This is a genomic window from unidentified bacterial endosymbiont (assembly GCF_918320885.1).
Classification (GTDB): Bacteria; Pseudomonadota; Gammaproteobacteria; order Enterobacterales.
Genome location: NZ_OU907312.1, coordinates 1,300,668 through 1,319,322, shown reverse-complemented (window position 1 = coordinate 1,319,322; position 18,655 = coordinate 1,300,668). Strand labels below are relative to the sequence as shown.

The 18,655-nt window shown below is 40.9% G+C and carries 15 protein-coding genes and 4 pseudogenes; 6 read left to right on the top strand and 13 right to left on the bottom strand.

The genetic code is table 11. From position 1 onward, the window contains the following. Positions 1-243 precede the first annotated feature (243 nt). The 9 genes and pseudogenes from NL324_RS06695 to NL324_RS06660 all read right to left on the bottom strand — a co-directional run bounded on the left by NL324_RS06695 (position 244) and on the right by NL324_RS06660 (position 7,289). Positions 244-630, bottom strand: a complete 387-nt coding sequence (locus NL324_RS06695) for a type II toxin-antitoxin system VapC family toxin (protein WP_253306847.1) — start codon at positions 628-630, stop codon at positions 244-246. 11 nt (positions 631-641) lie between these two features. Then, on the bottom strand, positions 642-902 hold the full coding sequence (locus NL324_RS06690; protein ID WP_253306846.1) for an antitoxin: 261 nt from the start codon (positions 900-902) through the stop codon (positions 642-644). A 136-nt stretch (positions 903-1,038) separates the two neighbouring features. Beyond that, positions 1,039-1,176 carry a helix-turn-helix domain-containing protein gene (locus tag NL324_RS06685; protein WP_253306845.1) on the bottom strand — a complete coding sequence of 46 codons (138 nt, stop codon included), beginning with the start codon at positions 1,174-1,176 and terminating at the stop codon, positions 1,039-1,041. Between the two features lie 14 nt (positions 1,177-1,190). Beyond that, a pseudogene (locus NL324_RS08425) lies at positions 1,191-1,574 on the bottom strand (IS66 family transposase); the annotation flags it as partial. A 12-nt stretch (positions 1,575-1,586) separates the two neighbouring features. Continuing rightward, a pseudogene (locus NL324_RS08420) lies at positions 1,587-1,799 on the bottom strand (transposase domain-containing protein); the annotation flags it as partial. Positions 1,800-1,923: 124 nt separating this feature from the next. Continuing rightward, complete coding sequence (gene tnpB / locus NL324_RS06675) at positions 1,924-2,271, bottom strand: IS66 family insertion sequence element accessory protein TnpB (protein WP_253306843.1); 348 nt, start codon at positions 2,269-2,271, stop codon at positions 1,924-1,926. Continuing rightward, complete coding sequence (locus NL324_RS06670) at positions 2,264-2,554, bottom strand: hypothetical protein (RefSeq protein WP_253306842.1); 291 nt, start codon at positions 2,552-2,554, stop codon at positions 2,264-2,266. Before NL324_RS06670 ends, tnpB begins: the two co-directional genes overlap by 8 nt. 245 nt (positions 2,555-2,799) lie before the next feature. Then, positions 2,800-5,991 carry a Ulp1 family isopeptidase gene (locus tag NL324_RS08415; RefSeq protein ID WP_253306841.1) on the bottom strand — a complete coding sequence of 1,064 codons (3,192 nt, stop codon included), beginning with the start codon at positions 5,989-5,991 and terminating at the stop codon, positions 2,800-2,802. Positions 5,992-6,059: 68 nt separating this feature from the next. Then, entirely contained in the window at positions 6,060-7,289 is a 1,230-nt protein-coding gene (locus tag NL324_RS06660; protein WP_253306840.1) for a hypothetical protein, read from the bottom strand. A gap of 577 nt (positions 7,290-7,866) precedes the next feature. On the opposite strand from NL324_RS06660, the pseudogene NL324_RS06655 reads away from it, so the two are divergent. Next, positions 7,867-7,991, top strand: a pseudogene (locus NL324_RS06655) (recombinase family protein); the annotation flags it as partial. Positions 7,992-8,233: 242 nt separating this feature from the next. Next, a complete protein-coding gene (locus NL324_RS06650) occupies positions 8,234-9,193 on the top strand; it encodes an IS110 family RNA-guided transposase (RefSeq protein ID WP_253305882.1) in 960 nt (319 codons plus the stop codon). A 102-nt stretch (positions 9,194-9,295) separates the two neighbouring features. On the opposite strand, the gene NL324_RS06645 is transcribed toward NL324_RS06650, so the two are convergent. The 3 genes from NL324_RS06645 to NL324_RS08365 all read right to left on the bottom strand — a co-directional run bounded on the left by NL324_RS06645 (position 9,296) and on the right by NL324_RS08365 (position 11,594). Further along, on the bottom strand, positions 9,296-10,000 hold the full coding sequence (locus NL324_RS06645; protein WP_253306838.1) for a YecA/YgfB family protein: 705 nt from the start codon (positions 9,998-10,000) through the stop codon (positions 9,296-9,298). A 367-nt stretch (positions 10,001-10,367) separates the two neighbouring features. After that, the gene (locus NL324_RS06640; protein ID WP_253306837.1) at positions 10,368-10,934 is read right to left on the bottom strand and encodes a recombinase family protein; all 567 of its coding nucleotides are present in this window, start codon (positions 10,932-10,934) and stop codon (positions 10,368-10,370) included. Between the two features lie 405 nt (positions 10,935-11,339). Further along, positions 11,340-11,594, bottom strand: a complete 255-nt coding sequence (locus NL324_RS08365; protein WP_366516347.1) for an ankyrin repeat domain-containing protein — start codon at positions 11,592-11,594, stop codon at positions 11,340-11,342. A gap of 82 nt (positions 11,595-11,676) precedes the next feature. Here NL324_RS08365 and NL324_RS06630 point away from each other — a divergent pair. Next, positions 11,677-12,842, top strand: a pseudogene (locus tag NL324_RS06630) (IS3 family transposase). On the opposite strand, the gene NL324_RS06625 reads toward NL324_RS06630, so the two are convergent. Next, on the bottom strand, positions 12,839-13,246 hold the full coding sequence (locus NL324_RS06625; RefSeq protein ID WP_253306836.1) for an ankyrin repeat domain-containing protein: 408 nt from the start codon (positions 13,244-13,246) through the stop codon (positions 12,839-12,841). The pseudogene NL324_RS06630 and the gene NL324_RS06625 overlap by 4 nt on opposite strands. A 589-nt stretch (positions 13,247-13,835) precedes the next feature. On the opposite strand from NL324_RS06625, the gene NL324_RS06620 reads away from it, so the two are divergent. The 3 genes from NL324_RS06620 to NL324_RS06610 all read left to right on the top strand — a co-directional run bounded on the left by NL324_RS06620 (position 13,836) and on the right by NL324_RS06610 (position 18,620). Next, positions 13,836-16,808 (top strand): Tn3 family transposase, encoded by a 2,973-nt coding sequence (locus NL324_RS06620; protein ID WP_253306835.1) that lies wholly within the window; start codon positions 13,836-13,838, stop codon positions 16,806-16,808. A gap of 10 nt (positions 16,809-16,818) precedes the next feature. After that, positions 16,819-17,868 carry a PDDEXK nuclease domain-containing protein gene (locus NL324_RS06615; RefSeq protein WP_253306834.1) on the top strand — a complete coding sequence of 350 codons (1,050 nt, stop codon included), beginning with the start codon at positions 16,819-16,821 and terminating at the stop codon, positions 17,866-17,868. A 164-nt stretch (positions 17,869-18,032) separates the two neighbouring features. Further along, the gene (locus NL324_RS06610) at positions 18,033-18,620 is read left to right on the top strand and encodes a recombinase family protein (RefSeq protein WP_253306833.1); all 588 of its coding nucleotides are present in this window, start codon (positions 18,033-18,035) and stop codon (positions 18,618-18,620) included. Positions 18,621-18,655 lie beyond the last annotated feature (35 nt).

Here is an 18,655-nt window from a genome sequence, read left to right as displayed (position 1 = left end):
GCTATAATCCACTAGAAAAGATTTTTAGGTGTTGGGCAATAGGGTGGTGATATTGTGTAAAAATCTAACATTATAATCGATTACAAGGCTTTTAAAGGGTTCTCCGTTTTTAAAAGAGATTAAAAATCTCCATTTATTGCCTTGGAGAGTGAGAGCAAAGGCTGTGGGCAGTCTTCTTCCCTGGTGTCGCGCAGCGACATGTCCCCTCTCTCGAGCGACCTGTCTGTTGACTTAAAACATTAATCAAACAGTCCAATCTTCTAATTTTAAATTTGGAACTTGTATAAAAGCTTTATCATTAGAAACTAAAACATATTTTACACTTATTGCATGTGCGGCTATCAGCATATCAAGAGAAGAAAGTATACTTCCATTTTTTTCCATTTGAGCACGTACAGCTGCATAAGTTTTAGAAACAGCGCTACCCCAGGGTAATATATCTACACATCTCAAAAATTCTTGAACAGCTATAAAAAGTCGTTTCGCTTCTGGTCGTTTTTCTAATCCAAAACGTAACTCCCCTTCCGTAATAGCAGAAATAAAAACAGAGCTTGGTGGAATACTTACCATATGCTGTATAATAACTGGATGATTTCTAATAATAAAGCTTACTGTATTAGTATCCAACATGTACCTATGCACTACTCAACCCAACCCTTAAAAGGGTCTCTATTCTGTGGAATCTGATTACGTTCTTCTTGACTAAGAAAATCGCTATTTACTGCCAAAATTTTTAACTTTTCTAAGAAAAAATCCCAATTCATTGGCTTGCGAGAAAGAATCACGTCTCCAGTTTCTGGATTTTTAGATAAAAAAACCCGTTCTGTATCAAAACGATAAGCAACCGGGAGTCTCACCGCCTGGCTTCTGCCGTTTTTAAATAATTTAGCCATTTGACTCATCAAAAGTCTCCAAGCAACCTTGTCCTTTAGGGAAAAATTATGTGATATACTTTAGTGTATTCCATGCTAAACGAAAAAGCAATCCTTCATTACGGCCCAGTGTGGGCGACGCTACAATTTGAGGCCATTTGCAGGATCAGGCTGCCGCTTCCTGCACTGACTGACGGGCTGCAGGTAGATAACGGTACAAAGTAGATGAGCCAACCCCCAGACGCCGGGCTACGTCTTCGACTGTGATATCAGGATCGGTTAGTAAAGCACGGGCTTCTTTCAAATCTTTTTCTGACAGTACTCTCGGGCGCCCGCCTTTAGGGGGCTTAGCAACTCACTGACCGCAGCCACCCAACGACCTAGCGTACTGCGGCTCAATTCAACCCCTTGGCGTGCATAAATCTCTGACTGCCGATAGAGCGGCGTATGTTCTGCGAATTTGGATACCACTACTCTGGCGAGTAATCCTGGCCCAGCGATCCCACGGTCGATCGGACGACTGGGGGCTGGTGCTTGTACGATGCAATCACAACGACCACAGGCCCGTTTTTGCCGAACCCAGCGGATAACCTTGAAGGCACTCTTTATCAACTCGAGTTGCTCACTGCTCTGCTCACCCAATGGCTTTAATTCACCTCCGCACTCCGGGCAAGCCGTCTCTTGTGGGGCTAGCGTCTGTATTTCTCGGGCCAATTCGGCAGGTAACGGTCTTCGAGCAGGTGATTGTCGTAAAGCAGCAACAACACCTGGGTCAACGGGGGCCAGCTTTTGGATGCAATCCTCTTCTAATTCGAAGAGCTTTTCTTCAACCTGCTGAATTTGTCGTTTGACCTTCTCAGAGTGGCAGCCAAATTGCTGACGTTTCAAAACGGCTAGCTGGCTCTTTAGCTGCTCAATTTCTGCCAATTTATCCTGCAATTCACGTTGCAAAGCAGCAATGGTAGCCTGCTGGTCAAGTAGCAGTGCTTGTAGCGCGGCGGCGTCACTCGGAGCTGGTTCATCCCATAACGTTACACTGAGGTTAATGCTTTTACAATATCGATAGCGGTTTATGACAGCGTTTAGGCTGTTTCCATTCCAACCCCTCGAGTAACATGACCAATTGGGCCTGAGTCAAGAATATCTTCCCCTCACGGGTCACTGGCCAAACGAAAAAGCCCCGCTCTAACCGCTTGGACAATAGACACAACCCATCATTAGTCGCCCACAATACCTTGAGGAGGTTGCCCCGTCTGCCCCGAAACACAAACAACTGGCCTGATAGGGCAGCCTCTTTTAGCTTACTTTCTACTTGCGCCGCCAGTCCCTGAAAGCTTTTTCGCATATCAGTGACGCCCGCCACCAACCAGATGCGAGACCCGGTAGGTAAATTAATCATCCTGGCAGCTCTTTAGAACCAGTCGTAAGGTATCGCCATCCACCAAACCCTTGATTTGGACCCGTGCCCGCTGCAAGATGATTTCAATCATACCGAGTGGCCTACTAGCCTCCTCTCCAGTCGGCAATCCCTCTGCAATGGCCTTAACAGCAGCAGGGGCCATGCAAGAAGCTGTTTCTGTTTGTTGAATAGCAATGGGAATCAAGGTAGCCGGCTTTAGCTCATCACTGTAGCTGGCTCTCTTCGTTTGGCTCCTGATAACCCCTTTAGTTTTATAACTCATCATGTTCCCCAGCGTTAGTTTTCTGGGGAATACATTGACTCTTAAACCGCTTATCGTCCAGACGTCTATAATGGGTCGCTTACTAGCAATGTGTCTCCGTTACCCGACCTTTGACGGCATCACCCATAATTTTCTACACGGTACTGGTTTGTCGCTTACCTTTCATCAAAGGGGGTGGGATTTGCTAAACTGTAGCGGCTCCTTCTACCTAGCCGGTGGCATAGCAATATGTCTCCGTTACCCGACTAAAGATTTGATCTAGGTAAGTCAGGACGATAAAGCGGTTGATCGGGTATCTGAGTTTCAGAGCTTGTCAGTGCTAGTGGATCTGAGATCCCACTCGTCTGCTGAGTTATATTCCTAATATCTACAATCTTCATTACAGTCTCTATTTCTCGGAAGAGGTTTTGTCGCTCATTATCTTCAAACAATCGTCTGCTAAGCTCTTCTCGCTTTTCCTCAAAGTATTTTTCATTCATTTGTTGAGTTGGTTTTAGTCTATTTTTAATCCCGTTCAGATCTTGATTTTCTTGTAATGTTTGATTTATAGTAATCGCATTTTCTAATGCCCACAAACCACAATTATAGCCATCTGTTTGTTGACTAACACGAAGATCGAAAATGTTATTAATAGTTTGAGCTTGATCTAGAATCGAACGAATATTATTCGGCATTTCATGGCGTTCTTCTGTAGTGTATTTTTCACTATCATATAACGAATCAGCATAATACGCATTATTTTGATAAACAACCAAAGTAACCCAATGACCTCTATTATCTAGATTAATGATCATTGTCATTATATGCTGTACGTTTTGAAGCCGTTCTAATTGTATACTTAGCTGATCTAAAGAACCTATTATTTCAAAATTAGTAGGATTAAATTGAACATCGTTACCATCCCTGTATCCTATTCTTGCTATACGGGCTATATCGTGTTGTTGCAGCCAGTAATTATAATCTCCATTATCTGTAGCAGACTCCAAAAAATTTAAATCTTCTCCTTGTATGCGCATACCTTTGCGTTTGTTCTTTATATTTTCTAATCCTATCATATGTTTTTTCTTAGCGATCATATCAATAGAGCTATGAACCACTACAGCATTAGTAAAAGACCCACTAGTGAAAATTAAAGTATCGGGATTCTCAGCATTAACATTAAGCAAAACTCCCCCAATCATTGCTTTGTCACTATCTGTCATAGCTTTTATGCCGGCGCCTTGAGCATATCTATGCTTCTGTGCTTTCGTTAGTTTTTCTACTGCTTCTTTACCTTTAGAAATAATAAGATTTGTTTTTTCTAACTCTCCCAACTCTCTTTGTTGTTTTTTACTTAATCCTATAGAATGTTTCTTAAATTCTAAGCCTATAGGAATATATTCTTTAGTTCCTTGATCTGAAGGACCAATAGCCTGAATCAACATATCAATACGACCACCTGCACCTGTTTGAAATTCAGGTATAATTACAATCTTTGTGCTCGGATCAGGTGAATTATAAGATTCTTGCAGTTTTAAATCACAGTAACTATTGGTCAAACCATTTAAAAAAGCTTGCAACCGTGCTTCATTAGTAATAGATTCATTAATAGGATAAAGTATTTTCGCTATTTCACTAAATAATTTTTCATACTGTGAATGTAATAAATTAGAAGTAAATTCAGTTTCACGCTGTGAATTTATCGTTTGATCAAATGCTATTTTTAGTTGCTTAGAGTCTGGTATTTCAATAAATTTCCCTTTAAACATAGATAATTGGTTAACGCTATTTTTATTATATTTATTTATTTTTTCTACCTTAAAACGATCATCAAAAGACATACCTGTTTCATACTTTTTTAAACTCAGATAAATTTCTATTATTTCTTCCACATTTGGTATATTTACGATTGGAATTTTTTTATCAGGACAAAATTCTTTTGTATTAGACTCTCGTATATGGAAAATAAATGCTATTTTCCCCTTCTTATTACTACCTTTAATAAAAACCAAAGTAGTAACAGGACTTTCTGATAAAGAATATTTCCCCTCATAACCTTCCAACGGTCTTTCATCATAAGAAAATAAATATTTTTTTACATCATCTTGATCAATACTATTAAGTAAAATCGACTTACCTGATATATATCTGCTAAAATAATAATGATCTTTTGTTTCTTTGGTACCAGGAAAGGAATCATACTCGTATGACAAAGCTTCTTTAATTTGTTCTTCTAAAATAGCCTTGTTTTCTTGGTTTCCATCCCAGTCACTAATATTAGTAAATATTTGTTCTATTAAAGACATTTTCGGTTTTTCAAGGGTTAATATCTTAGTATCGAAAGTTGCAGAATCTCTAAAATCTAAATTCAGTCCTACATAAAGCACTTGATCTGAGATAGTCAAAACTCGTATAGGGCCAGTAGTATACTTTCTAGCTTGATTCAGTCCAACAGTAGGAGAATTTTCTTTTGCTTTAAGTTCAATAATTATACGAACAGCATTAACTCCATGATTAGGACCACGAAATATTACAAAAATATCCGCAAAACCCGGTCCAGAAAGTTGTTCTAAGTAGATTTTACCATGATAACGATATTTGAAATTGAGTAAAACTCCTGTGACAAATCCATGATGATTAGCTTCACGAAACTCTATTTTCAATCTATTTTTGTTAAATCCAGACCCATAAGATCTGTTAGAATGATTAATATGAACCTTTGTAATATAAGCTAGTAAATTTTTGAAATTTTCCTCAACTATATTTCCATTCGGATTATCAAGATTTTCTATACAATCTTCAAAATAAATAGGATTACCTGAAGAATTTTTTATTTCTTTTATTTCTTTAAATTCAAATCCAGGAGAGGCTGTACTACTTTCTATTTTTTTATTTTCTTCTACTTCAATTTCTATACCATTTTCCTTAATATCTTTAGTAATTTTTATTAACTTAATTTTTGGAGTAATATGCTCTATTTGTGCCGGTAAATTTATTTTAGATTTGATACTGTCCCATTCACTTTGATTAAAACTAGAAGCATGATTTGTAAATACACCTCTATCTCTTTCTGAAAATATAAAAATATTTGCTTGATCAGTTTTATTTAGATTAGATGGATCTCGACCTGAGATAGCTATTATTTTTAAAGTTTGCGCGTCCTCAAAGTGATAATAAAGTCTTTTTACATTCAGTGATTTTTCTCTATTAATCTTAGTATTTAACAAAGTAGAAAAAATTCCAAAAAAAAGATGAGTAAAAAATCCTGGCTTGTCGATTGAGTGTAAGTAAGATGGAATCTGATCAATGAACGATTGAAATCTTGTAGAGAAATCTTCTAATTGTGATTTTGATTCTGGATCTATTGATACAGTTGAATTAATAGGTATTTTCTTTTTAAAAAGCAACTCTATTAATTCAAAGTCTTTCGGTTTTTCTTGTTGATCATTATCTGACATAATGGCCTCATAAATTATTTATCTGAAATATTTTTTCTTAATTTAAAGATTCATATTACATCTTTACACTAAGCCATATCTCCCGCTCCATCCTTATATAAGGATGGATTAAAAAAATTAACAGGATTATTCCCTAAAATTGGAGTAACAGCGTTGCCTTGTATTTCCATAGCGGTAATATTTTGTTTCAAAAGATTGAATTTTTCATAACTTAATGGACTATCTTTATTAATATATTCCATTTGCTCTGGATTAAGAGAATTAATAATTTTTGACAATATTTTAGTAGCCTTACTTTCTATAATAAGGTCTGTCATTAAATCCCTAGATGCGGATACTAAGTTACTTATTTTACTTAAAAAAGATTGTTGATGCATACTGAAGATGGAATGCGTCCAAATAAAATCAAGAAAACTTTCAGCAGCCGTAATTAAATTTTTATCTGCTGCTGATTTAATATTACCTAGTACACTATAAATTAAAGATGAATATTCATCATAAGAAGTAAATTCCGTTAAGGATTCAAGTAATTTTTTAGCGCTATCAAAAAAGTATTCATTTTGCAATTTACACACGGTAGAATAATACCCATTACGTTCTAAATCTCTTTTTAAAAGTTCAGGGTATTTATCAGCTCTAATATTTCTGATACAAAAATCAACCATCTCAGCATTAGCACTAACATGAATTCTTTTATAAATGGCAGCTTGCATCAGTAGATCTTCTCGTTCCTCTAAAGGTATATTAGTTAATTCTTTAAAAAAGAACTCTAAAGCCTCTACAAATTTCTCTACTATTGCGCATTCAAAACCATACTTGTAAGAGTATTTGTTTTTATCTTCTTCACTGAGGTTATCCCTATTAATATAATGCGACCAAAAAATCATTAAAGCTCCTTTGTTAAGATTCCCTACTAAATTTTCTGATAATTCAGTATCTTGTTCTAGCTTAAACTCATCAAAAATGGTTTTAATTTCTTTTTCAAAGCAACACCAACAAGCAATCTTGTATTTATCAAAACTACTCAAAAAACTTTTTTTTCCATCCTCATCCTTCAATGCTAGCAACTTCCTACCGACAGTGTATCTATTAAGTTTCGGTTTATCTAAGTCATCCCCCCAATAATCTTTATCATCAAAAACTTTTTTTAAAAATAGCGCTTTTCTCTCACCAAAACTTTGAACTAATGGCCAATACGCTATTAACCAACGCTTGATTTGCAACTGTTTTAATGATTTATGAGAATCATTATCTTCAATCGAATCTAACAACTTATTTTCTATATTAGTATAATCCATAATTTACTCCAAATGTGATATAAATATACATAAACAGTGTTGAATGAATTTTTTGAGTAAGTTTGTAGGTAACTATTGATGAGACAAAAGCTGGTATTTGGGATGGTTTTTTGTTTTTTGAGCGCCGACTTCTCTTAATCCTCTTAGGTCTTGTTCTAAGACGGGAAAATCGTGGATGTTTTTTCTTCGCCATAAAGCCTCATGACTTGAAATTTTCGATTAAAAACATCAATTAAGTTTTGGTATGTAGAAATAACATACGCTTAAAGTCCTTTAAATATTAAGGATACACTTTTTTGAAAAAAAAGATAGACACCAAGTAGTTGATTTTTTAAATAATTTTCACTAAAAATATAGATTAAATATCAAAAATATTTTGTTTCCTACAATATCGTAAAACAGTTGTTTTGCGACACCCTCCCCCACCGTCCAGATTTTATCGAAAAAACCCCTAAAAAATAGATGTAAAACTATGTTGCAAATTGATAGTGTAGGGAAATACGAATTTTATGGTTTTCCGTCTATGTTGGTTGGTTACTTACGAGTCTCATGAGAGACTGATCGCCAAAACACTGCATTGCAACGTGATGCGCTACTCGAAGCTGGCATTGACCACCGTCATTTATTTGAAGACTGCGCATCCGGTGTTAAAGACGATCGTTCTGGATTGGCCAAAGTCATGGATTTGTGCAACCAGGTGAACCGGGTAAGTCTTATATCTTGATCCTTATCCTCTAAAGGTTAATGATCCCCAACTGATCATTGGGAGGTCACCGGTGAGTTTGTGGTAAGTCTTGGGCTTAAAGCTTGTTGAGTAGATTAAACCCCGGTGACCTATTTTTATTTATTGCCCTCAAGATCGAACGGTATCTTGTGCCTCTGAGCACGTATTGATAAGGCTGGTCCGGGTAATATCGACAATTTTCTGTTTTGGGAGAGTTCTTATGGGAAACATCGCAGTAGGTATTGATATTGCTAAGTTAAAATTCGATGTCGCTGTTTGGGTTGAAAGAAAAAAGTATAAAACGAAAGTATTCCCCAATACCCCCGCTGGTTTCACCCAATTGCTGAAATGGCTGAGTTGTTATGGTAACTGTCATATCTGTTTAGAAGCAACAGGAAGTTACAGTATTACTCTTGCTACTTTTCTAGCTGACAATGGCATTACTATCAGTGTGGAAAATCCTTCCCGTATTCATGCCTTTGGCCAGAGTGAACTGAGCCGCAACAAGACGGACCAGGGAGATGCCAAGATGATAGCACGCTATTGTGCGCTGCATACGCCAGCCCTATGGTCTCCGGAACCGCTGAGTGAACGTCAGTTAACTGCCCTGGTACGACACCTCAGTTCTTTAGAGGAGATGAAACGGATGCAGGAGAACCGGCAGCTAGTCGCTGATGAGGTCATCCAGTCCTCATTAACAGCTATTATTGCTTATCTAAAGCAGCAAATCAAAGAAACCAAACAAAAGATAAAAACTCATATTGATAACGACCATAACCTAAAGAAAAACAAGCAGTTACTAGAAAGTATTCCAGGTATTGGCGAAATAGTGAGCAGCAGCTTGTTAGCCTATGTCGGTGATATGTCGAAATTCAGCAGTAGCAAGGAAGTAGTGGCTTATGCAGGGCTTAACCCGAAACTATGTGAATCAGGTTTATTTAAGGGGCGAAGCCGGATATCCAAAACAGGCCATAGTGCCCTCAGGAAAGCGTTGTATATGCCAGCCCTGGCAGCAATATCCTGTAATGCGATAGTGAAAGCTCAATGGGAACGCTTAGTATCACGCCATAAAGGTGGCAAGATTGGCATCTGTGCTGCTATGCGTAAATTACTACAACTGGCCTATGGCGTACTGAAATCTGGGATGCCATTTGATGAAAAAATAGCGCTTGCATCGTGATGTGTAAGAAGGTATCTACTCAACCAAACCCCTACAACCCCAGTTAGTCATCCACTGTCGATATTGCCAACCATCGCATTATCGATAGAAGGTGAGTTTGAATCAATGAATCGTCTGGGCTTTGACAGTACAGCAATACTTATACTTGCTCCCGCTGCCACAAGGACAGGTCTCATTCCTGCCGACTTTATGCTGATCTCTTCGCCAAGGAACTTGGCCAATTTCCACTGTATACTGGCGGTGTGGCGCAAAATAGCGATAGATATGCGCCAAACCAGCAACCATATACTGAAGCAGCTCCTCACGTCTTTCCGGGACAATCGCCGATGGACGCAAGGTTGGATTTGGATCGTGCTCGTAATACAAGATCATAATCGGCAGGATTGCCCCACCAAACTCTTCACTGTTGATCAATTCATCCCAGCTATCAGGGTGTAGTTGAACACCGCGCATGAAGCCGTGTGCCCAATCATTACCGTAGGCAACGCCATTTTCATCTTCAAATAAAATAGGAAAGTAAATTCCATTTTTCTCCAGCGTTTTCAACAATGTTGATGCAATGGTGTTCCAGTGCCGCATGACTAACCCAGTAATCTCAACAGCCTGGTCATCACTATCAAAGGTAGAATCTTCTCCCAAAATTTCCGGTAAATACTCGCTTGGAAGCACCAGGTCTGGGCCACAAATCAGCGCTGAGAAGAACCCATCGAGCATTTCTAGGTTCATTGTCGGTGAACTGGCTTTTTCAAGAAAGTCCCCTAGTCGGTCACATTCCTCGTTATTCAACGGCTTATACTGATTATTCATATCAATTGAGTTACCTCCAAGCCCGAGCTCACTATATCTGGTTTAATAGAGCTTAAGTCATTTCGAGTAGTCAAGTATCTGTTCAACTTCGGCTGCTCTACACTCTAGAAAGGACTCTAGTCTTTGTTGATAGGGGTCGTTGTCCATTGGAGAATCGATAACGTATCGATTTGCTGGCTTTGCTAAGGACTGACTGTCAGATTATCATAACTTGAAAAACCTGCCTACTTTCTGCAGGCTAGCTTTTAATCTTTTGATAAGTTACCTACAATTAAGTATTTATAAACCAACTCATTTTTATCCAGCGATGTCTCAGTGGTCTGACCTCCAAGGGTACGGAAACCTGCGTTAATCCCCAGGATACGCATTAACTTATTGATTTAACGTCGTATATTTTTAAAATTTTATAAACAGTTGATCTACCAATATTGAGCTGCTTTGCTATAGAGGTGGCACCTGTCCCACCCTGATACAGTCCCCTGACTTTTTCATAGTTAATTGAAGGCTTACGACCAAACCGAATGCCCTTGGCTTTGGCTTCAATCCGCCCTTCATTGGTTTGCTCTAATATCCGCTGGCGTTCAGCTTGAGAGACTGCTGACAGGATGGTGACAACCATCCTTCCCATTGCTCCTTCAGTACTGATCCCGTCATCTAAAAATCGAATGGCTACACCCATATTATCAAACTCTTTAATTAGTTGGATCATATTAGCGGTATCTCTTCCCAGCCGATCTAATTTTTTAACCAGCACAAGGTCGCCTTCTTCAACCTTAACACGTAACAGCTGGAGACCTTCACGAGCAGCATGACTTCCTGAAGCCTTATCAGTGAAAATTCGATTACTTTTCACCCCTTCAGCTTTCAATGCCTTGATTTGAACATCCAAAGATTGTTGGCTGGTTGATACTCGAGCATAACCAAAGAGTCGCATGGCCCAAAGTGTCTCCTAAATCGTTTAACAGACAGTATGTCTATTAAATGCTATAAAATCGATTTTATAGACATTCTATTCAGGTTATTCTTTGGTGTCTACTAACTTATAACATAATAGACTGTTAAGTATTGGTTAAAAGCCATTAAAAAATAGGGGGTTGCTGCTCGATAGTCAAATCCACATGGCCACTTTCGCAGCTATGTGCCGACTAGGCCTAATAATGAAAATAAAATCGATTGCTAGAGTCTGAGGCTCCTCTAAAAATAGGAGCAGAGGAGTAAGCGCTCTAACACGCCCAGAGGCAATTTCTGCATCAGCAACCCGCCTCATCGCCATACCCCAGATGGTGATGAGCAGGCGCCGTAAATTACTGCATTGCTAAATACAATGTTGCTACTTGTACTAAAAGCTGTTTTGCAAAAAATTGTAGCAAAGTGGAGGATGCCGCAACAGGGTCTTTATCAATAGCGGCCTATTCGAGTACTTGGCAAAAAAGAAAGCCGTACGGCCCTGGTTGTCTTCCACAGTATCATCCACCCAGGAATAACGCAACAACTCCTCCACAACATCACTTTCATCGTACAATACTGCCAACATCAAGGCAGTCCGACCACGGTTATCCCGAAGGTTGACTTCAATACCTGTCTGCTGCAGCAATCGACTGATCTTGCTACCCTTTAACGGACACAACGAAGAGGAACAAAGCGTATAATTTTTTGTTACTTTTTGAGGTGAAGTTATGAATCAAGGGGAATCAAGGAGCTATGATAAGGAATTCAAGCTGAATGCGGTAAAGCTGTATCACAGCACTGGTAAAACGCTCTGTCAATTGAGCGAGGAATTGGGAGTTCCCAAGAGTACATTGGCAGGGTGGGTCCATCAGCATAACAAGGATGGTGCAGAGGCTTTCCCGGGCAAAGGATACCTGAAAGCGTCTGATGCTGAGCTCAGTCAATTGCGGAAAGAATTGGCGATAGCACGTGAAGAGAGGGATATCCTAAAAAAAGCCTTGGGCATCTTCTCAGTGGCCCGCAAGTAAAATACCAGTTTATGCAAAAGCATGCTGGGGAATTCAGCGTAGAGAGGATGTCCAACGTGTTAGGTGTATCCCGCAGTGGCTATTATCAGTTTATCAAGGCTGAGCCATCCAAGCGCTATTGTGAGGATGAGCGTTTAATATCTGAAATTAAAGAGGTTTATACCATAAGCAACCAAATTTACGGTAGCCCACGTATCCATGCTGAGTTACGAGCTAGAGGTGAGCGCTGTTCACGCAAACGGGTTTGTCGGCTAATGAAAGCAGCCCATATTGCGGCTAAGATGAAAAAACGATTTAAGGTAACCACAATAGTCGATCCAAAGGCCGCAGTGGCGCCTAATTTACTCAAGCAGAAGTTCACAGCCACTCGCCCTGATCAATACTGGGCAGCAGATATTACCTATATTCCGACCCAAGAGGGATGGTTGTATGTTGCTATCGTACTGGACCTGTTCTCTCGTAGTATCGTGGGGATGGATATGCAAGCTCACATGACCACCGAGTTAGTAGCCGCAGCATTACGCCAGGCAATAACACGGAGGAAGCCTGCTGCAGGTCTCATCCACCACTCCGACCGAGGCAGCCAGTATACCAGCAAAGGATTCAAGGCTGTATCGGCGCATCACCAGATAACGCTTAGCATGAGTAGTACGGGCAATTGTTATGACAATGCAGTAGCAGAGAGTTTTTTCCATACCTTAAAAACAGAGCACACCCACTTTGAACGTTTTGAGAGCAGAGAACAAGCCAAATTGAGCATTTTTGAATACGTAGAAGTGTTTTATAACCGACAGAGACGGCACTCAACGCTAGGCTATCTGTCTCCTGTAAATTTTGAAAAAAATTGGTTATCCCAGGTCGCTTAAGGTTTCTCTTCTCTGTGTCTAAAAAAAGGTGGCAAGATCAGACTGACAATCCGACAAAGCCCCAAAGCCGCTGCTAACATTAAAGCAGTGCTCCCACGGGAGTCTTGCTGGTTAACCGCTATTCGATTATCACCCAACAACTCTTCCAATATCGGTAAATGCGGACTGCTCATCGCATACATCAGTGCAGTTCTTCCATGGCTATCCGGCAGATTAACATCAATCCCCGCTTGTTCTAGCAAGGCTTGAACCAGAGCGTAATCGTTTTTTAACGTGGCAGAAATTAACAACGTCTGGCCCGTGGCATCTCGGGTATTAATCTCAATACCCTGCTCAAAAACAGACTGCAGTGAACTTGTGTGAGAAAGAATCTCTTTGAAAGAAAAAGTTGATGATTGTTGCATGACAGCAAACTCCTGATGGTTTACGACTGCTGCCGCCTTGAGGTATCAAGCTCAATATTGGTGGCAGCCCAAGCAGAGTTGATACTACCGGACCATCAGTTGCCGGTCACCTAGAAGGTGCCCCGCCTGAGCCACCATGAACTGGATGGCACAAAAAAACACACCGGGATAGTGCGTTTCGGCGCTGATGGTAAACTCGGAGTATCAAATCCGGCCATAGTTTTTTGCTATGGCAAAGAGACTATACGACCCCACTCAATAATCTGCAAGTGCTTGGTGCGTATTAACATGAAGAAGATCACCTAATATCATTGAAGGAGATCACTTTTCCTATGGCGGCCTGAAGCTCGATTTTGGCGACCCCGCAGCCGAGCATACCGACTGAGCAAAATAAGCGCTGGCTTACGTAAGCTCTCATTGGGGTAGTATGCACATAGCTGCGAAAACGGCCATCTGGTTTTTGATGAGGCTAATCTTTGAGCACGGCTCTATTTTTTCACAAAAAATTTAGATCTACCAATATTGCCACTCTAATGATAGGATGATCGCGTGTTATAAGACCTACAGTAGTGATGCAGGAGAGCGAACGGTGAAATGGCAATGGAGCGAAGATGAACTGCATGCGCAGTGGTTTTTGTCATCTGATGAACAAGCCTTAATCATCAACAAAAAAAAGCCCTGCCGCCTTGGTTTTATTACTCTCCTAAAATTTTTTCAAAATCAAACATACTTCCCTGATAAAAGGGCTGCTATCCCTGGTGTAGTAGTTGATTACCTGGCGCGCCAGATCGGGGTAACCCCAGAAAGCTTAGATGACTATGATTGGACTGGTCGTACAGGTAGACGAGATCGGGCTGAAATCCTTAATTTTCTTGGCATTCGACGAGCTCATCAGCAAGATAAAGACGCATTGGTAGCCTGGTTGAGAGCTGAAGTCCTTCCCGCTGCGCCACTTTTAGAATCTTTGCTAGAGCAGGCTCACGACTGGTTTGCCCGTCAGAAAATTGAACCACCGAGTAATGCTCAGCTACAGCGTTTGCTCAATTCAACCACTCATGTATTCGAAAGTGAACTAGTCGCACTTATTTCTGCTTTGCTAACTCCTGATACTAAGGCATCTATTGACGCGTTACTTGGCAGTCAAAGTGAACTAGGTGATGTTTGTACAGATCAAAAATCAACCTCTGACGTTGAATTACGTGGGTTGACATGGATAGGGCATGATCCTGGACGAGTAAGTCTTGATACGGCACAGCAAGAACTGGCCAAGCTTATTCGTATTCGCCAAGTAGCCTTACCGACAAAGGAATTTATAGCATTACCCCCTCTCTGGTTACAAAAATATTACCGACGAGCCAGCATTGAATCCATCTGGGAGTTACACCGTCACCCAGAGGATATTCGTTACGCGCTGGTAGCTGCATTTTGCTGGCAACGACAGCAATGTATTACTGATAACTTAGTCGATTTACTGATCCAGGCGGTTCATAAGATCAGCAATCGTGCTGAAAAGAAAGTAGAAAAGCAATTACTGGATAACCTGCGTCAAGTACGTGGAAAGCCTAACCTCCTGTTTAAACTGGCTGAAGCAGCTGTAGACCAACCGGATGGCGTCATTAAAGAGGTACTTTATCCACTAGTAGGACTGCAGACACTGAAAGATCTAGTAAAAGAATTTAAAACCAGCGGTAAGAGCTATCAGAACGTGGTCCATACTGTCATCCGTGCCTCTTATAGCAACCATTACCGGCGTATGCTGCCCCCTATTGTTGATGCATTGGCGTTTTTCAGTAATAACACGGTTCATCAACCAGTCATGAAGGCATTGGAGTTACTTAAAAGTTACCGTGATAGCGGTGTGCGATACTTTGCAGCTGACGATAATGTACCCATCGATGGGGTTATTAAGCCAAAATGGCGCGATATCGTAGTGGAACAGGATAGCGATGGTAAAGAGCGGATTAATCGTATCAACTACGAGATAAGTGTCCTACAAGCGCTACGTGATCGCTTACGCAGTAAGGAAATTTGGGTTGAGGGGTCTCACCGTTACCGCAATCCAGATGAAGACCTTCCCAAGGACTTCGAGGTCAATCGTGTTGCTTACTATGATGCTCTGAAATTACCAGCCGACCCTATGTCTTTTATCAACATTCTTAAGCAACAAATGGTGGATGCCCTGTCGATACTAAATCAGGGCCTTCCTAAAAATCCCCGGGTATTCCTCCGTGAACAAGGAAAAAAACGTATCTGTTTGACGCCATTAGAAGCTCAGCCAGAGCCGGAAAACCTCAAGCACATGAAGGCTGAACTTTTCAAGCGTTGGGCGTCGACCAGCTTACTTGATATTCTTAAAGAGACAGATCTTCGCGTTGATTTTACCCGTATCTTTCAGAGCTGTCGTCAGCGAGAGACCCTTACTCATGACAAACTACAACAGCGACTATTGTTATGTTTATATGCTCTAGGGACCAATGCTGGCATAAAGCGAGTGGCTGCCGGTGGTCATCATATTACTTACCAAGAATTGCTCTATGTTCGCCACGGTTTCTTGCAGAAAAACGCGTTACGCGAAGCGATTTCAAAAATAGCCAATGCTACTTTTGCGATCCGGGTGCCCGAAATTTGGGGTGAAGGAACGACCAGTTGTGCGTCAGATGCTAAAAAATTCGGCGCCTGGGACCAGAATTTATTAACTGAATGGCATGTGCGATACGGCGGCCGTGGGGTCACTATCTATTGGCATGTTGAGAACAAATCGGTATGCATTTATTCACAATTGAAGCGTTGCTCCTCATCTGAGGTCTCTTCCATGATCGAAGGCGTATTGCGTCATGCTACCGATGCAGATGTACAGAAACAATACACTGACAGCCATGGTCAAAGTGAAGTTGGTTTCGCTTTTTGCCATTTACTGGGTTTTGACCTTCTGCCACGATTAAAAGCGATAGCATCACAAAAACTGTCTCTACCAGCAGAGGGTTCATTTGCCGACTATCCCAACCTGCAATCTATCCTAAGCCGATCGATTAAATGGGAATTAATGATCCAGCAATATGATGAGATGGTTAAGTACACCACCGCCTTGCGTCTAGGAACAGCGGATGCTGAAGCCATTCTGCGCCGGTTTACTCGTGGCAATCTACAACATCCCACCTACAAAGCACTGGCAGAATTAGGCAAAGTAATAAAAACGATTTTCTTGTGCCGGTATTTGCACTCAGAAGCATTACGACGTGAGATCCATGAAGGATTGAACGTGGTTGAGAACTGGAATAGTGCCAACGGTTTTATCTTCTACGGTGATAGCGGTGAAGTAGCAACTAATCGGCTAGAAGCTCAGGAGCTTTCTGTGTTATCGCTACACTTGCTTCAACTTTGTTTGGTCTACGTGAATACATTGATGATCCAGCAAATTCTAGCTGAACCACCCTGGAAGAAACGTATGCATGTAGTCGATTTTAGAGCGCTGTCACCGCTTATTTACGCGCACGTTAATCCCTATGGCCGTTTTGAGCTGGATATGAACGCTCGATTATCGATTGAAGCCAAGGCGGCGTAAAGGTATCTAAATGGACTCACAAGCTGTAGTGGAGCTGTTATCTTCCAAGCTTATTAGTGACATCAGTCAATTGATCGATGAAGCCAAAACCGGACTAGCTGCTACTGTCAATTCGTCTTTAACCCTGCTTTATTGGCGAATCGGACAACGGATACAGGCTGAAGTTCTCAATGGTGAACGGGCTGAATATGGTGAGCAAATCGTTATAACGGTGGCTAAACGACTGGAAATCGAACAGGGACGGGGATTTAGCACAAAAAATTTGCGGCATATGCTGCGTTTTGCTGAGATGTTTAAGGATGAAGCAATTGTCTACGCACTGAGTAGACAATTGAGTTGGACTCATTTTCGCACTCTGATCTACATTGAGGATCCGCTTAAACGCGAATTTTATCTTGAGATGTGCCGCAGTGAAGGCTGGAGCACTCGTATCTTACAAGGGCGCCTTGACTCCATGTTATTCGAGCGCACTGCGCTTTCGCGTAAGCCTGATGAACTACTGATCACTGAGCTTGCGGCATTGCGGGATAAAGGCGCTCTGAGCCATAATCTTGTACTAAAAGATCCCTATCTTCTTGATTTTCTGGGTTTAAGGGATCGTTACCTAGAAAAAGACCTTGAAGACGCTATATTGCGTGAATTGGAAAATTTTCTTCTGGAGCTAGGTGCTGGCTTTAGTTTCGTCGCCCGTCAAAAACGACTACAAATCGATAATAATGATTTTTATATCGATCTCTTATTCTACAACCGTCGTCTGAAGCGACTCGTTGCCATTGAATTAAAGCTAGGTGAATTTAAGGCGGCTGACAAAGGCCAAATGGAACTCTATTTGCGCTGGCTTGCAAAGCATGAACGAGAGCAGGATGAGTTGCCTCCTTTAGGTATCATCTTGTGCACGGGTAAAAACCATGAACAGATTGAATTACTGGAACTGGATCAAAGCGGTATTCATGTTGCCGAATACTTGACGGGCTTACCTTACAGACAACTCCTTGAGCAAAAGCTCCATGAGGCAGTGAGCTTGTCAAAGGCACGGCTTGAAAATAGAAATGATAATTAAAAGCAATCTGAGAACGAAAAGTTAACTTCATAAAAATAGAAATCTATCAATAGAGCAAGCTTTAGTGATAGGTTATGACCAGGAGGGATTAATCAATCAATAGGTATGTTTTTTATTTTTGATAGTTTAATTCTCACAGTATCTAAACATCTAGTGATAGAAAAATGATAATTGGCTATGCCCGAACCTCGACGGTTGAACAAATTGCTGGTTTTGAAGCCCAGTTAGAGGAATTGAAAGTAGCAGGCTGTGAAAAGCTGTTTAGTGAGCAGGTCTCTTCAGTTTCTAACCGCACACAACTAGAAAATGCTCTAGATTTTGTACGGGAAGGCGATGTGTTTGTAGTAACCAAGCTCGATCGGCTGGCACGTTCAATCACGGATTTGATGAAAATCATAGCAAAGCTAGACAGTAAGCTGGTTGGCTTGCGGATTCTCAATTTAGGCATGGACACAGAAACCCCAACTGGGAAGCTGATGTTAACAGTCTTGGGCGCAGTCGCACAGTTCGAAAGGGAAATGATGTTAGAGCGCCAACGCGAGGGTGTGATCAAGGCAAAATCCGCTGGTAAGTACAAGGGACGAAAACCGATTGATAAAGAACGACACAAGAAAGTTCTTGAACTAGCCAGTGAAGGGATAACGAAAGCCAATATTGCCAGACAACTAAGCATTGGCGAAGCCACTATCTACCGTATTTTAGCCGCTGAAAAGGTTTTAACAGGCAAAAAACAGGGTAAGGCTGCTAACTAGTCAAAGCCAGATGGCCGTTTTCTCAGCTATGTGCA